Raw genomic sequence first — 15,068 nt, forward strand, 5'->3', positions numbered from 1 at the left:
ACAGATATAATCCGCGACTTTCTCAAAATCGTAACGTGGAAGAGCAGTCATGAAAACCTTTTCTGCCAAACCGCACGAAGTTAAGCGCGAGTGGTTCGTTGTTGATGCTACCGATATGGTTCTCGGTCGTCTCGCGGCTGAAGTCGCTAAACGTCTGCGTGGCAAGCACAAAGCTGAGTACACCCCTCACGTAGACTGTGGTGACCACATCGTGGTGGTGAACGCAGACAAGATCCGCGTAACCGGCAACAAAGCAACAGATAAAATTTACTACCGCCACACTGGTCACCCAGGTGGTATTTACCAGCGCACCTTTTCCGAGATGCAAGAAAAATTCCCGGGACGCGTGCTAGAAATGGCTGTTAAGGGCATGCTTCCAAAGGGTCCTCTCGGCTACGCTATGATCAAAAAGATGAAGGTTTATGCAGGTAGCGAACATCCGCACACCGCGCAACAGCCTAAAACCTTTTCTATCTAAGCGTTAACGCGTTTTCTACTAAGGAATTTGTATCATGGTAGGTAAATACTATTACGGTACCGGCCGTCGCAAGAGCGCAGTTGCTCGTGTGTTCGTAGCCAAAGGTAGCGGCAATATCATAGTCAACGGCAAGCCGGTTGATTCTTACTTTCCTCGCGAAACTAGTCGCATGGTCGTTCGCCAGCCTCTGGAACTGACCGCAAACCTCGAATCCTTCGACATTATGGTTAATGTTGTTGGTGGTGGTGAAACCGGCCAGGCCGGTGCGATTCGTCACGGTGTAACTCGTGCTCTGATTGAATTTGATGCAGCTCTTAAAGGCAGCCTCAAAGCAGCAGGTCTTGTTACTCGCGATGCTCGTGAAGTTGAACGTAAGAAAGTGGGTCTGCACGGCGCTCGTCGTCGCAAACAGTTCTCCAAGCGTTAATTTGCTGGAACTGCTTTCTACAAAAGCCACCCTTGGGTGGCTTTTGTGTTTTCTGCTTTGTATAAAATCTGTTTTAAAACAAAATGACTTACAAAATTTGACGCAGACTGGGGTTTGCCGCATATTCCCTTGAAATGAGCGGGTGTATGAAGCCCTTTTTGTTTTAACATTCGATATCGCTAATTCAAAAGAGACAACAGAGCATGATCAAAGTAGGGATTGTTGGTGGTACGGGGTATACCGGCGTAGAGCTGCTGCGCTTGCTGGCCCGTCATTCTGGTGTGAAATTGCAGGCCGTGACTTCCCGAAAAGAAGCGGGCATGAAAGTCGCCGAAATGTACCCAAGTCTGCGAGGCTGGGTAGATTTGGCTTTCTCTACACCCGAAGAAGCCCGTCTTACTGAATGCGATGTGGTGTTTTTTGCGACCCCTAATGGTATTGCGATGCAACAAGCCCGTGAGCTGTTAAATGCCGGGGTCAAAGTGATTGATCTGGCTGCGGATTACCGCATTAAAGATATCGCAGAATGGTCTAAATGGTACGGCATGCAACATGCCTCGCCGGAGCTGGTTGAAGAAGCCGTGTATGGCTTGCCGGAAATTAATCGTGCTGCAATTAAAGGCGCGCGTTTAATTGCGAACCCTGGCTGCTACCCTACTGCAGTGCAACTTGGCTTTTTGCCTTTGATAGAAGCGGGTGTGATTGATACCGCCAGCCTGATTGCCGATTGTAAATCGGGCGTTTCTGGTGCCGGGCGTAAAGCTGAATTGGGCGCTTTATTTTCCGAAGCGGCTGATAATTTCAAAGCATACGGAGTGGCAGGTCACCGGCATTTGCCAGAAATTCGTCAGGGCCTGGCACGCGCAGCTGGCGCTCCTGTTGGCTTAACTTTTGTGCCTCACCTTACACCACTGATCCGCGGCATCCACGCCACGCTCTATGCCAGAATAACTAAAGATGTTGATCTGCAGGCGCTGTTCGAGCAACGTTATCAGGGTGAGCAATTTGTTGATGTGTTGCCTGCTGGCTCACATCCGGAAACCCGCTCAGTTCGCGGTGCCAATGTATGCCGGATTGCGGTGCATCGTCCGCAAGGCGGCGACACGGTAGTGATCTTGTCGGCCATTGATAATCTGGTCAAAGGTGCGGCAGGGCAAGCTGTACAAAATATGAATATCCTCTTCGATTTACCTGAAGGTGCCGGCCTCGACATTGTGCCTTTACTGCCTTAAATGCCTATTAAACGTTTTTATCGCTTGCAACGTGCGCGGCTGATGGCTGCGCCTTTGTCGCTGCAGCCTGTGATTGGCTGGCGGGGGCGGTTGCTGCGTATTACTGTCTTATTTTGTATGGCGATGATTTTTTTAGGTCTTGGTGCCTATGTGGGTTATCAATACGCTTTAAATCGTAATGCCGTGTATCTGGCAGAAAAAATGCAGCGCCTCGCAAGCCAGACTGAGCAATTAGGCGCGGGGCAAGCGAAGCTGCAACTGCTGGAGCAGCAAATTAAAGTGGGCCAGGGCGAGCGTGATGGTTTGATTCAGGCCTTAAGCACGGCGCAGAGCGAGTTGGCCGCAAAGCAAGAGGCCCTGTCATTTTTTGAGTCTTTATTACAAAGCAATGATCGCAATCGGGCCGTAAGTTTTAGCGCTTGTGAGTTGCAATCAGTAGGTGGCGGGCATTGGCGCTATCGCTTGCTGCTGGTGCAGGGGACTGACCGCAGCACAGAGTTTGCCGGGCGTTTACAGGCCAGTGTGCAATATCAGGAACATGGCAAACGTCAAAATATGCAGATCGAGCCCTTGCAGGTGAAATTTAGCCATTATTTACGGCAGGAAGGTGAGCTGACACTGCCCGCAGGTGCTTTGCCTCAATTATTTGAAGCGCGTATTTTTACGGATAACAATAAGCAGGCGGTTGCCAGCTGCCAGAAAAAGGGAGGATGAGCGTGTTTAAAAGCAAAAAAGGTTCAACCAAGATTGATAGCCTGATTGGGCAAGGTACGACGGTGCGGGGCGATATTAGTTTTGCAGGCGGTTTAAGAATTGATGGAACGGTGATTGGCCGGGTCTCAGCCAGTGATCCTAAAAGTGGTACTTTGGTTATCAGTGAAAAAGCACGTATTGAAGGCAGCGTACAATGCTCCCATCTGATTCATAACGGCGAGATTATTGGGCCGATCGAAGTGGCTCAATATGTTGAACTGCAAACCAAGGCCCGCATTAAGGGTGACCTGAGCTATAAAACATTAGAAATGCATGCAGGGGCAATGATTCAGGGCAAGCTGCTGCATTTAAGCAATGGCAAGCAGGAGGAAATTGATCCGGCCAGTGTAGCTACAGTAGAAGATTGACCATTGCCGCTGCTGAATATTGACCGCTGCAGCTTGCGCGGTAGATAATACCTTATCCTTTTAGTCAACTATTTTTGGAGTGTCCCATGAACACTGTGACCGACATGCCAATCCCCTTTGTTTTCACTGATTCTGCTGCGGAAAAAGTCCGCGATTTAATTATTGAAGAAGGCAATCCGGATCTGAAACTTCGTGTGTTTGTAACCGGCGGCGGCTGTTCTGGCTTCCAGTATGGTTTTACATTTGACGAAATCATGAATGAAGACGATACCCCGGTTGAAAAAAACGGCGTCACCTTACTGGTTGATCCGATGAGCTACCAATATCTGGTGGGGGCCGAGATCGATTACGTGGAAAGCCTTGAAGGCTCACAGTTCACCATCAAGAACCCAAATGCATCGACTACTTGTGGTTGTGGTTCTTCATTCTCGGTGTAAGCTCTTTAGCGCCATCACAGAAAAGGAAGCTTGCTTCCTTTTTTTTCGTCTGAACAAGCCGTATTCAGGCGGCCAGGCTTTCAATCTGCTTTGTATTAAATACATCTTTAGTCATATTGGTACTGGTGTAATTTCGTACTCCTGACTGATAATGAACTTACTCAACGCTGGGGGTAAGGCATGTTTGAATCTGCACAGTTAGGTCATAAAGTAGATAAAGCCGTTTATAAAGAGCAGGAGCCTTTATTGCGTGAGGCCCTACTGGCCGTGCAATACCAATTAAAAGAGCAGGCTGATTTTCCTGTGGTGATTCTTTTGGGAGGCGTACCTACTGCGGGTAAGGCAGAAACAGCTAATTTACTCTTGGAGTGGCTGGATCCTCGGCTGATCGAAAGCCACGCATTTGGATTAAAAAGCGATGAAGAGCAGGCCAGACCTGCCATGTGGCGTTTCTGGCGGGCACTTCCTCCCAAAGGTAAAATTGCGCTGATGTTTGGGGGGTGGTACGCGGGCCCGATGTGGGATTACTTGCAAGGTGGCTACGCGGATCGCTTTGAGCATGAAGTAGAGCGTATTGCGCGTTTTGAAAAAATGCTCTCTGATGAAGGCGTATTGCTGCTGAAGTTTTGGCTGCACCTGCCCAAGGATGAGCTGAAAAAACGCATTAAGAAGCTGGAGGCTGACGATCGCACCGCCTGGCGGGTTACCGATCAGGATAAGCAATTTTTGAAATATTACGATCAGATTATGGAAGCGCAGCTCGCCATGGTCATGCGCTCAAATCTGGCAGACTCACCGTGGCGGGTGATCGAAGGGACTGATGCAAATTATCGCTCGCTTACGGTAGGCAAGCAGATTGAAGAAGCAATTAAGCACCATCTGGAGCGTGGCACTTCAACGCATAAGCGAATCGAAGCCGCACCATTGCTCCCTTCGATTGATGGATTGCGCCTCCTGGATAAATTGCAGTTAGACAGCAATTTAAGCAAGGCTGATTACTCAGTTAAGCTTGAAGAATTACAAGGCCGGCTGAATTTACTGACCCGCCACCCTAAATTTAAAGAGATGTCTGTTTCCTTAGTGTTTGAGGGCATGGATGCTGCAGGTAAGGGCGGAAGCATTCGGCGAATTACGGCTGCGCTTGATGCGCGCCAGTATCGGGTGGTACCTATTGCCGCACCCACAGAAGAAGAGCGCGCTCAGCCCTATCTCTGGCGTTTTTGGCGGCATGTTCCTCAGCATGGCCGAATGACTATTTTTGATCGTTCATGGTACGGCCGTGTTTTAGTTGAGCGGGTCGAGGGGTTTGCGCCGCGTGCAGACTGGATGCGTGCCTATAACGAAATCAACGATTTTGAAGCAGAATTAGATGCCGCTAACAGCATCGTATTAAAGTTTTGGCTGGCCATCAGCAAGGAAGAGCAATTAAGGCGTTTTGAAGAACGCGAACAAACTGAATTTAAGCGTTTTAAAATCACCGATGAAGACTGGCGTAACCGTGATAAATGGGATGAATATATTGTGGCCGCCAGCGATATGATTGATCGCACCAATACACTGCATGCACCCTGGCATATGATAGGCGCGAATAATAAATACCAGGCCAGAATCAGCATCTTAGAAAAACTCTGTGAGGCTTTAGAGTCTCGTTTACAAAGCAAGGAAAAGAAAAAATGACTTTAATTATTGATTCAGTTTTAAATCACAAAGCTCAGGCGCAATTATTTACTGAAGCACGTACGCATAATGCCTGGCAGGATCGTGATGTCAGTGATGAGTTATTGCATCAGCTTTATGATTTATTAAAATGGGCTCCTACATCTGCTAATGCGGCACCTGCACGATTTATTTTTGTTAAATCTGCAGCGGCCAAGGCCAAATTATTGCCTGCCCTGAGTGAAGGCAATATTGAAAAAACCATGAGCGCCCCGGTAACGGTGATTGTGGCTCATGATTTAGAGTTTTATGAGCAATTGCCTGTGTTATTTCCACAAGCAGATGCAAAAAGCTGGTTTGCTGGTAATGAAGCCGCCATTAATAGCACAGTACAAAGAAATGGCAGTTTGCAAGGTGCTTATTTAATTATGGCTGCACGCACATTAGGCTTAGACTGCGGGCCAATGTCTGGTTTTGATCAGGGCAAAGTAGATGAGGCTTTTTTTTCCGGCAGCCAATGGCGTTCTAATTTCTTGATTAATTTGGGTTATGGCGATACAACTCAGCTTTATCCAAGAAACCCTCGCCTCGATTTTGCACAAGCTTGCCGGATTGAATAATCTCTTTTGAAAAACCACGGAAAATAAGCCGCGTTGATGACTCAGGTGCTTCGCGGCTTTATTATGCTGTGCATTTTTAGGTTTGTGTTTCTCTCTGTAATGGGTAATTCAGGAAAATAATGGCGGAATGGAGTGTTTGGAAGGCGTTGGAGCAGGTTCGGCAAAAAAAGCGCGAGCTTGATCCTCTGTTTGCCCGTGCAGGGATTGCCCCTGAGCTGGCAACCATTGCCAATCGGATTTGTCTGGATTTAAAACGCTCACCGCCTACTTTGCCCCTGCTGACCGGAGATAAAACGCGCGATGCTGAAGCAATGGGCATGTATTACGAAGGCTATGCCCGCCAGTATGAAGAGGCGTTTTATAAAGCAGAAAATTTACTTCGGTTTACATGGGTACCTGAAGCCGCGCCAATTGGTGCCTTGGTTTCTGCTGAAATTCTTCGCTTACGTGATCAGCTTAAAAATGAGCAGGGAAAAACGCCGGATTTCACAGATTTAGAAGCTTTGCTGTTTAACTATGTGCGCCTTGATCACCCTTCATTAGCGCTGCCCCCTGATTTGCTGTCTAACCGCCGCCGCGAGCTGACGGATGTGGCAGGTTATCCGCTGCTGGTTCAGCATGCACACAGCGAAATGCAAAATGACAGCGTGCCGCCATTGTTAAGCGAAGAATTTAAAACGCAGCTCAGCGAGCATTTGCAGCGTTATCTGGCTTCGCCCTGGCTGCATTGCCCCCTGATTACCCAGTGGTATGTCACCCTTGCATTAGATGCGGGTCTCGCACGAAAAAAGCATGATGCATTAGATGATCAACTGACCGCATCGTTACTCAAGCGTCGCTGGCCCTCTTTATCAAACTGGATGCCTCATTTTGAATTTGCAGATCAGTGCTGGTATATCGCTTTGTCACTGCTGGCATTGGTGAGCTTATTTATGGAATGGTGGTGGCTTGCTGTTCCCATGGTGATTTGGCTGCATTTGTCATTGGGCGCTCACCGGCGGGAAAGAAAACAAATAGAAGACCGGCGTGCATTTTTATTGGGCCAGGCACAGATGCTAAAAAGAACCCGTGACCGGTTTGGGGTGGGACATATTTCTTTAGAGAAGCTGGCTTTCCAGCTGCGGCATTGGGATGAGAAGGGTGAGTATTTCGAGCCTCAGCTTTTTGATCTGCTTGCTTTGCATCAGCATCAGGAATAAAGCCATAGATTCTGTGCCGGGCGCCTTATATCAGCATGAGCGATTGTGGTGCTGACAATCCTATAGAACGATCGTACAATAACGGCACAGATTCTTTTTGGATTACGCCGTGCACGCCCAGCGCAAGATCATCCATATTGATTGCGATTGTTTTTACGCAGCAGTTGAAATGCGTGATCAGCCTGCGCTGCGTAATGTGCCTTTGGCGATTGGCGGAGAGGCCGACCGGCGAGGTGTGATTGCCACCTGTAATTACCCGGCACGCAAGTTTGGCGTGCACTCGGCGATGTCTACTTATCGCGCACAGCAAATGTGCCCCCAGCTCGTTTTACTTCCCCCTGATTTCCCCCGTTACCGCGCTGCATCACAAGCGATGCGCGCTATTTTTGCCGATTACACCGACAATATTGAGCCTTTGTCGCTGGATGAAGCTTATTTAGATGTCACTGGCCTGCCGCATTGTCAGGGCAGCGCTTCACGCATGGCGCAGGAAATCAGAGAGCGTATCGCCACAGAAGTCGGCATTACCGCCAGCGCGGGTATTGCCCCCAATAAGCTATTAGCCAAAATTGCCAGCGACTGGCATAAGCCAAACGGGCAGTTTGTGATTCGCCCGCAGGATATCGATGCCTTTATGCCTGGCTTGCCGCTTAAAAAGCTTTGGGGTGTAGGTAAAGTGACGGCTGCCCGTCTGGCAAGGCAGGGGGCGCATTGTTGCGCTGATTTGCAGGGCTGGCCATTGGAGCGGTTACTGCGTGAGTTCGGCAAATTTGGCAGCCAGCTATTCGAGCAATGCCGGGGGATCGATTTACGGCCTGTAGCTTGCGATGAGCGACGGAAATCATTATCGGTAGAAAATACCTTTGACCATGATTTGCCTGATCTGGCCGCCTGTCATGCCGCTTTACCCGCTCTGGTGAGTGATTGGCAGCAGCGAATGCAGCGCGCTATTGGCGAGCGTCAGCATAAAGCTTTCGTCAAAATAAAATTCAGTGATTTTAGCCAGACAACGGTGGAGTGCATTTGCCCGCATCCATCAATAGAAACTTTTAGGCTTTTGCTGGCTGAAGGCTTTGAGCGGGGTAAAAAGCCTGTGAGGCTTTTGGGAGTAGGGGCCAGATTTGAAGAGGCCAGAGTGCAGCCAGAGCAGCTGTGCCTGTGGCCAGCGTAACTGAATTGTCTGGTTCCTGAAATACTCAGCGGTTTAGTGAGGCCATGTAACAGGATTTTCCTGCTCGCTGCGCTTGAAGCTCTGGAAAAAAAGAGAGCGCAGGGTGCACAGAGATAGCGGGCTAACTCTTGCTTCTGTGTACTCTGCGCTCTCTGGTTTTAATATTTTGGCTGCTTAGCGTAAAGCTGAAGCCGCGTGTCTGACAAAAAATAATACGTGTTAGCTGGTCAGACTAAGCAACAAGCTTAGATGGGTAGATCTGTGCGGCTTATTTAGCCAGCGCTTTTTGCTTTTCAAGCATACGGCGTTTAATTTCTGTGATGGCGGCAACCGTTGCTTTTTCACCTTCTAAAATGGCCACGTTTTTCTGATCAAAATCTGCGGCACCAATCTTGCCTACTTTTGGGCGCAGAATATAATCCGCGCGAATCATTTCTTGTTCGCCCAGTTTTTGCCCCATGATCATGACAGCTTGGTTTACGATTCCGAGCATATTGTTTGGGGTGTTGCTGCCGTTGGCTTTAGATGAAATATCCACTGCGATAATAAAGTCAGCGCCCAGCTCTTTGGCCGCATCAACAGGCACCGGGCTGATCACACCGCCATCCACATAGCGACGCCCGGCAATCACTACAGGCTCAAATACGCCGGGTATGCTGGATGAAGCACGCACAGCCTGGCCGGTGTTGCCACGTGCAAAAGAAATTCGCGTGCCGGTGTCCAGCTCGGTCGCTACTGCCGCAAAAGGTTTGTTGAGCTTATCCAAAGGGCGGTTATCAACCAGTTTGTTAACGTAATCTTGCAGTTTTTGCCCTTTAACTAAGCCTCCGGACATCAGGCTTAAATCGCGGATTTGTGATTCATCCAGGCCAAAAGCACGTTCCTGAAGTGTAAAACCATTCATTCCCGATGCGTAAAGTGCACCAACAACGCTGCCTGCGCTGGTGCCAGAAACCACGTCTGGAACGATGCCGTTGGCTTCCAGCATTTTAATCACACCAATATGGGCAAAGCCCTTGGCGGCGCCACCACCGAGTGCCAGGCCAATTTTAAGTTTAGGGAGTGGTTTAGGCTCCGCTGGCGGATTACTGGTGCATGCAGCTAAAAAGCTCAGGCTGATTAAGCCTGCAAACAGTTTTTTCATACTACTTTCTCCAGGGCGATCACGCAGGCGGTTTGTCCGTCGCAGCGCCATTTCACATCAAATTGATACAGCCTTACGCCATAGATGCGGTCTGCATCATGTGCATAGGCTGGCCGGGGGTCTTGTTTTAATACGTCTTCAATTAATTCACGCAGCCCTGGTATCAGGCGGGCTGTTGCATCAGGGGTAAAAACAACTTTAAGTTCTGGTGGTGGGCTGTCAGCAAATCCGCCTCGCGCATCAGGAATGCTTTCAGCGTAAGGGATATAAGGCTTGATATCTAAAATGGGCGTGCCATCGACTAAATCAATCCCTTTAAATGTCAGGGTGGCGCCAGACTGGGTATCCACTTTAATCAGTTCAACTAAAGACAAGCCAATTGGGTTGGGCCGAAACGGTGAGCGGCTGGCAAAAACCCCAATTCTGGTATTACCCCCCAGCCTTGGCGGGCGCACGGTGGGTTTCCAGTCTGTGGCGCTTTGGTGAAACACAAAGGTGAGCCATACATGGGAAAAGTCTTCCAGCCCGCGCACGGCTTCGCTGCGGTTATAAGGCGGCAGTAGCTTAAGTACGCCCAATGCGTTGGGGGCTAAGCCGGGCTGGCGTGGAATACCAAATTTATCTGCAAAGGGAGTAGCCAAGTAGCCGATGGGCTGAAAGGTAAAACTGCTCACGCTGGCGTCCACCAAGAGTCAAAAAAAGCGGGGCCGAAGCCCCGCTGGATTATATGCGAATTAACTTCTTGCTTTACAGATTATGTACCCAGATCACGCCAATCATAATGGGCGCAACGATGGCACAAATACCGCGGAAAGCAGGTATCCAGCGTCCGCCGCCATTGCTGAGCAGCTCGCTGTGGATGCGCGGCCAGATTGTCCAGCCTGCAAAGATGGCAACTAAAATACCGCCTGCTGGCATCATGATGTTGGACGTTGTGTAATCCATCAGATCAAATGCTGTTTTGCCAAATAATTTCATCTCTGCCATCGGGCCAAAAGAAAGGGACGCAGGGATGCTGGCAATAAATACAGCAACGGTGGTGATATAAGCCGCACGACGACGCTCCCAGCCAAATTCATCGATGAAGTAGCTGACAATCGGTTCAACAATTGATACCGATGAGGTGAGTGCTGCAAATAACAGCAGCAAGAAGAAAGCTATGGCCCATGCCTGGCCAAATGGCATTTGTGCAAAGATAGCTGGCATAGTGATAAACGTCAGGCCGGGGCCTGCTGCCGGGTCAACGCCAAAAGCAAATACGGCGGGCAGAACCATAAAGCCTGCCAAAACACTGGCTAAGGTGGCCAGGATAGAAATCCACAGCGTTGCACCGGCCAGATTGGTTTCTTTATCTACATAAGAGCCGTAGGAAATAATAATCCCCATTCCCAGAGATAGCGAAAAAAACGCCAGCCCAAGAGCATCAACCACCATGGCGGAAGTCAGCTTGCTAAAATCCGGGGTAATAAAGTAGCGCACGCCTTCCCATGCGCCAGGCAGGGTGAGTGAGCGGGCAATTAAGACCAGCATTAAAAGAAAGAGAGCAGGCATCAGTACTTTACTCATGCGCTCAATGCCTTTTTGTACACCACCTAATACAACGGCAACGGTTACGCCCAGAAATAGTGCTGTATAAAACAGGGCGCTGGCCGGGTCCGCAATAAAGTGCGTAAAGGCGGCACTGAGTGCCTTGGTGTCTTGCCCCAGTGCTTCGCCCGTAATGGATTTACCAATGTAAGCAATCACCCATCCGCCGACCACACTGTAGTAAGCCATTACAATAAAAATACACAGTACAGATAAGCGGCCTGCCCAAGGCCAGAGACCACCTTTTAAATCACGAAATGCCGTGGTCGCAGAGCGGTTGGCTGCGCGGCCAATTACCATTTCTGCCAGCAGAAGTGCGATACCAACGGTGAAAACGCAGGCAAGGTAGGCCAGCAAAAATACGCCACCACCGTTTTTACCTGCTACATAGGGGAATTTCCAGATGGCACCTAAGCCAACTGCGGAGCCGGAAGCGGCCAGAATAAAGCCGAGGCGAGAGCCCCAATTTGCACGAGACATAGATCATTTTCCGAAATAATTACTGCTGAAAAAAAGGACATAGAACTACCCCGTCATTTTTTTGAAAGACAGATTTCGAAAAGATGGCATCAATAAGCTGATTTGCTGAAAGGCTATCTTTATAAATCAGGAAAGGCTTGTGGCTTTTAATGATTTAGTGGGTAAGTATGCATTTAACCTGACTTGTTATTTTTTATCTTCATTGAATATTTACTTGATTTTAGTCTTTGCGCCTTATTGCAATGCTATTTGCATGTCTGGCAGGCCTGATGTTTTCAGCCGGAGGATAAGTGAATGAAAAGACGTGAAAAAGAGTTTTTGACTTGCCAAGTCAGAAACAAGACGCGACACTAGCCGCTCTTTTGTGAGGTAGCCATGTCATTTTATTTTCGCCCCGATCATGTTCCGGAACTTGATGGCCTAAGCCGCTGGGAGCAGCGTGTTTTGTTGCGCGGCACGTTTTTAAAAGAACGCGCAATGTCGACTCTGGTTTTGCTCGTTGTGGTGATTGCCAGTGTGCAATTTGTAATCAACCCTGTTCTGGCCTCCATATGGCCTGATTTCCAAAACAACAGCCTCCCCTATGCGGGTGTGCTGGTGGTCTGGCTATTGCTTCTGATGTGGCTGCGCGATGTAGTGATGATGAATATATTGCGTCCAAAAATTGCAATCAAACGTGCTGAGAAAGCCAATGTGGCGACTACTCCTGCTGCTTAGTTTTGCCGTACCGGCGCAGGCCGCTACGATTGCTGTGGATGTCGGCCACTATCTGGCCGCGCCTGGTGCAACGAGCGCCTATGGAATGAGCGAGTTCAGCTACAACCTGGCGCTTGCCCGACGGGTAGAAGGCACCTTGCAGACAGCAGGGCATAAAGTGCTTTTAATTAATGCGGATGGCCAGATGCGCGACTTGCGTGCCCGGGTACAGGCCGCAGCAGCGGCTGATTTGCTGCTTTCTATCCACCATGATTCGGTTCAGCCTCAGTATTTGCAGGTTTGGGATGTGGCGGGTAAGAGTCAGCGCTATGCGGATCAATTCAGCGGATATTCTTTGTTTGTTCATTCGCAGGCTTCGCAGTTTAGTCGCTCTTTTGCCTGCGCTCAGGCCGTATCGCAATCTCTGCTTGCTCAGGGCTTTAAGCCCACGGACCACCATGCTCTAGGTATTGCAGGCGAAGATCGTCTGCAGCTTGATCCTAAGCTTGGCATTTACGACGCTGATTTTGTTGTGGTTCGCCTTGGCAAAATTCCAGCAATCCTGTTGGAGGCTGGAGTGATCGTGAATCGCGCCGAAGCACTGACTTTGCAGGAGCCCGCTACTCAAAATCAAATGGCTGAAGCGATTTTGAAAGGCTTGTCCTGCCTTAAGTAAGTCAATTCCCCTCTGGCTCCTTTGCGAAATGTTGATGCAAGGTTGGCACAGGGGCAGGTCTATCGTCTAAAATCCCTCCTTTGTTTTTAAATGAACCCGGTTGCCGCCATGCGCACGTCACAACTTTATTTCTCGACTTTAAAAGAAGCGCCTTCCGAGGCCGAACTGATCTCGCACAAGCTGATGCTGCGCGCAGGTTTAATCAAGCGGCTGGGGTCCGGCCTCTATACCTGGATGCCGCTGGGCTTACGTGTACTGCGTAAAGTCGAAGCCGTGATTCGTGATGAAATGAATAAGGCAGGCGCACAAGAATTGCTTATGCCTGCGGTGCAGCCTGCAGAGCTGTGGCAAGAAACCGGCCGCTGGGATGTGTTTGGCCCGCAAATGCTGAAAATCACCGATCGCCACGAGCGCCAGTTTTGCTTTGGCCCAACGCACGAAGAAGTGATTACCGATATCGCCCGCTCAGAATTACGCAGCTATAAGCAGCTGCCAGTGAGCTTCTACCAGGTACAGACTAAATTCCGTGATGAAATCCGCCCACGTTTTGGCGTGATGCGCGCGCGCGAATTTATGATGAAAGATGCTTATTCTTTCCATGCCGACTTTGAATCGCTGCAAGCCACTTATGGCGTGATGTATCAAAGCTATTCCAATGTGTTCACTCGCCTTGGCCTGAAGTTTCGCGCTGTGGCGGCCGACACCGGCGCAATTGGCGGCTCGGGCAGTCATGAATTCCATGTATTGGCAGATGCGGGTGAAGATCTTTTGGCTTACTGTCCGGATTCGGACTACGCAGCCAATACCGAGCTTGCTGAAGCGTTTGCGCCTGCAGAGCCACGCCGTGCGCCAGCTGAGGCGATGCGTGATGTTGATACGCCTAAGCAAACCTCGTGCGAAGCTGTTGCGGCACTCTTAGATATCAGTATTGAGCGCACTGTTAAATTACTGGCCTTGATGACATCCGCCAATGAGCTGGTTATTGCCCTGCTGCGCGGCGATCACAATCTGAACGAAGTCAAGCTGGGTAAGGTTGAAGGCATGGCTGATTTCCGCTTTGCCAGCGATGAAGAAATCCGCGCAGCCTTTAATTGCCCGCCGGGCTTCCTTGGGCCAGTCGGTATTCCAGCTGGCATCCGTGTGATCGCAGATCGCACCGTTGCCGCTATGAGCGATTTTGTTTGTGGTGCAAATAAGCCGAAGTTCCACCTGGCAGGCGTTAATTTTGGCCGTGATCTGCCAGAGCCAAATATCGTTGCCGATATTCGTAATGTGGTGAACGGCGATGCCAGCCCGGATGGCAAAGGTACATTGGAAATCTGTCGTGGTATCGAAGTGGGCCACATCTTCCAGCTGCGCACTACATATGCAGAAAAAATGAAGTGTCAGTTCACAGATGCTGATGGTTCTCTAAAAACGATGGAAATGGGCTGCTATGGTATTGGCGTATCGCGCATCGTTGCCGCTGCCATCGAGCAAAACCATGACGAGCGTGGGATTAAATACCCAGCAGCCATCGCGCCATTTACTGTAGCGATTGTGCCTATGGGCTATCATCGCTCAGAAACCATTAAAGCTGCCGCCGATGCGCTGTATGCCGGGTTTGTTGCTGCAGGCGTTGATGTCTTGCTGGATGATCGTAATGAGCGTCCGGGCTCGATGTTTGCTGATATGGAGCTCATCGGCATTCCGCATCGCATCACTATCGGTGAAAAAGGTCTGGCAGAAGGGATGGTTGAATACATCGCCCGCGCCGGTGGCGAGATGGAAAAAATTGCATTAGCTGATGCAGTTCGCATTCTCGGCGAAAAGTAAGTTTGTAGTGAATGGGCGCTGCATATATACAGCGCCTTTTTTTCGTTTTGAAAATCCTCCGCTGCCGATAAAAACCCGTATGTTTTAAGTTGTTTGCTGCGGTTTTTTCGTGTTTTGCCTGTTTTTGAGTGGTGCTGTTCTTTTTTTGTGTCTGTTCAGAAGGCGTTTGTTGAAAAACAGGTATGGTTTTGCTTTTTGTATGCAGATTTGTGTTTTATACAAATCAATAACTTAGCGTATTACTACGGTTTTATTGCTTGGTAGTGGTTGACCCGGTACGGCAAGGTCCGTATATTTCGGCCTCTCGCTGCAGCACACACGGAAACGAA

16 protein-coding genes are annotated in these 15,068 nt (G+C 49.5%); 13 read left to right on the forward strand and 3 right to left on the reverse strand.

Annotated elements, in window-relative coordinates; all coding sequences use genetic code 11:
* The first annotated feature begins 49 nt into the window (after positions 1-49).
* From rplM to dinB, 10 genes are all read left to right on the forward strand, one after another.
* Positions 50-478 (forward strand): 50S ribosomal protein L13, encoded by a 429-nt coding sequence (gene rplM / locus HA050_RS21140; RefSeq protein WP_099399337.1) that lies wholly within the window; start codon positions 50-52, stop codon positions 476-478.
* Between the two features lie 34 nt (positions 479-512).
* Entirely contained in the window at positions 513-905 is a 393-nt protein-coding gene (rpsI, locus tag HA050_RS21145; RefSeq protein ID WP_046352176.1) for a 30S ribosomal protein S9, read from the forward strand.
* 203 nt (positions 906-1,108) lie between these two features.
* On the forward strand, positions 1,109-2,137 hold the full coding sequence (gene argC / locus HA050_RS21150) for an N-acetyl-gamma-glutamyl-phosphate reductase (protein ID WP_166830429.1): 1,029 nt from the start codon (positions 1,109-1,111) through the stop codon (positions 2,135-2,137).
* Positions 2,138-2,851, forward strand: a complete 714-nt coding sequence (locus HA050_RS21155) for a DUF6776 family protein (protein ID WP_166830430.1) — start codon at positions 2,138-2,140, stop codon at positions 2,849-2,851. It begins immediately after the preceding gene.
* 2 nt (positions 2,852-2,853) lie between these two features.
* Positions 2,854-3,258: a bactofilin family protein gene (locus HA050_RS21160; RefSeq protein WP_218963136.1), complete on the forward strand. Its 405-nt coding sequence runs from the start codon at positions 2,854-2,856 to the stop codon at positions 3,256-3,258.
* A gap of 86 nt (positions 3,259-3,344) precedes the next feature.
* Positions 3,345-3,695 (forward strand): iron-sulfur cluster insertion protein ErpA, encoded by a 351-nt coding sequence (gene erpA / locus HA050_RS21165; RefSeq protein WP_115230207.1) that lies wholly within the window; start codon positions 3,345-3,347, stop codon positions 3,693-3,695.
* A gap of 180 nt (positions 3,696-3,875) precedes the next feature.
* Positions 3,876-5,372 carry a polyphosphate:AMP phosphotransferase gene (pap, locus tag HA050_RS21170; RefSeq protein WP_166830434.1) on the forward strand — a complete coding sequence of 499 codons (1,497 nt, stop codon included), beginning with the start codon at positions 3,876-3,878 and terminating at the stop codon, positions 5,370-5,372.
* Positions 5,369-5,971: a malonic semialdehyde reductase gene (locus HA050_RS21175; protein ID WP_205836543.1), complete on the forward strand. Its 603-nt coding sequence runs from the start codon at positions 5,369-5,371 to the stop codon at positions 5,969-5,971. Before pap ends, HA050_RS21175 begins: the two co-directional genes overlap by 4 nt.
* Before the next feature lie 119 nt (positions 5,972-6,090).
* A complete protein-coding gene (locus tag HA050_RS21180; protein ID WP_166830436.1) occupies positions 6,091-7,170 on the forward strand; it encodes a hypothetical protein in 1,080 nt (359 codons plus the stop codon).
* A 109-nt stretch (positions 7,171-7,279) separates the two neighbouring features.
* Positions 7,280-8,341 carry a DNA polymerase IV gene (gene dinB, locus HA050_RS21185; RefSeq protein WP_166830450.1) on the forward strand — a complete coding sequence of 354 codons (1,062 nt, stop codon included), beginning with the start codon at positions 7,280-7,282 and terminating at the stop codon, positions 8,339-8,341.
* A gap of 268 nt (positions 8,342-8,609) precedes the next feature.
* Here the strand turns inward: dinB and HA050_RS21190 are convergent, their stop codons facing one another.
* From HA050_RS21190 to HA050_RS21200, 3 genes are all read right to left on the reverse strand, one after another.
* Complete coding sequence (locus HA050_RS21190) at positions 8,610-9,485, reverse strand: patatin-like phospholipase family protein (RefSeq protein WP_166830438.1); 876 nt, start codon at positions 9,483-9,485, stop codon at positions 8,610-8,612.
* Positions 9,482-10,159, reverse strand: a complete 678-nt coding sequence (tsaA, locus tag HA050_RS21195; RefSeq protein WP_166830440.1) for a tRNA (N6-threonylcarbamoyladenosine(37)-N6)-methyltransferase TrmO — start codon at positions 10,157-10,159, stop codon at positions 9,482-9,484. Before tsaA ends, HA050_RS21190 begins: the two co-directional genes overlap by 4 nt.
* Before the next feature lie 73 nt (positions 10,160-10,232).
* On the reverse strand, positions 10,233-11,552 hold the full coding sequence (locus HA050_RS21200; protein WP_166830442.1) for a sodium-dependent transporter: 1,320 nt from the start codon (positions 11,550-11,552) through the stop codon (positions 10,233-10,235).
* Between the two features lie 375 nt (positions 11,553-11,927).
* Here HA050_RS21200 and HA050_RS21205 point away from each other — a divergent pair, with 375 nt between their 5' ends.
* From HA050_RS21205 to HA050_RS21215, 3 genes are all read left to right on the forward strand, one after another.
* Positions 11,928-12,269, forward strand: a complete 342-nt coding sequence (locus tag HA050_RS21205; RefSeq protein ID WP_166830444.1) for a hypothetical protein — start codon at positions 11,928-11,930, stop codon at positions 12,267-12,269.
* A complete protein-coding gene (locus tag HA050_RS21210; protein WP_166830445.1) occupies positions 12,244-12,924 on the forward strand; it encodes an N-acetylmuramoyl-L-alanine amidase family protein in 681 nt (226 codons plus the stop codon). The genes HA050_RS21205 and HA050_RS21210 overlap by 26 nt, the downstream gene beginning before the upstream one ends.
* A 108-nt stretch (positions 12,925-13,032) precedes the next feature.
* A complete protein-coding gene (locus HA050_RS21215; RefSeq protein WP_166830446.1) occupies positions 13,033-14,739 on the forward strand; it encodes a proline--tRNA ligase in 1,707 nt (568 codons plus the stop codon).
* Positions 14,740-15,068 lie beyond the last annotated feature (329 nt).

It is taken from the genome of Iodobacter violaceini (assembly GCF_011601265.1).
Taxonomy (GTDB): Bacteria; Pseudomonadota; Gammaproteobacteria; order Burkholderiales; family Chitinibacteraceae; genus Iodobacter; species Iodobacter violaceini.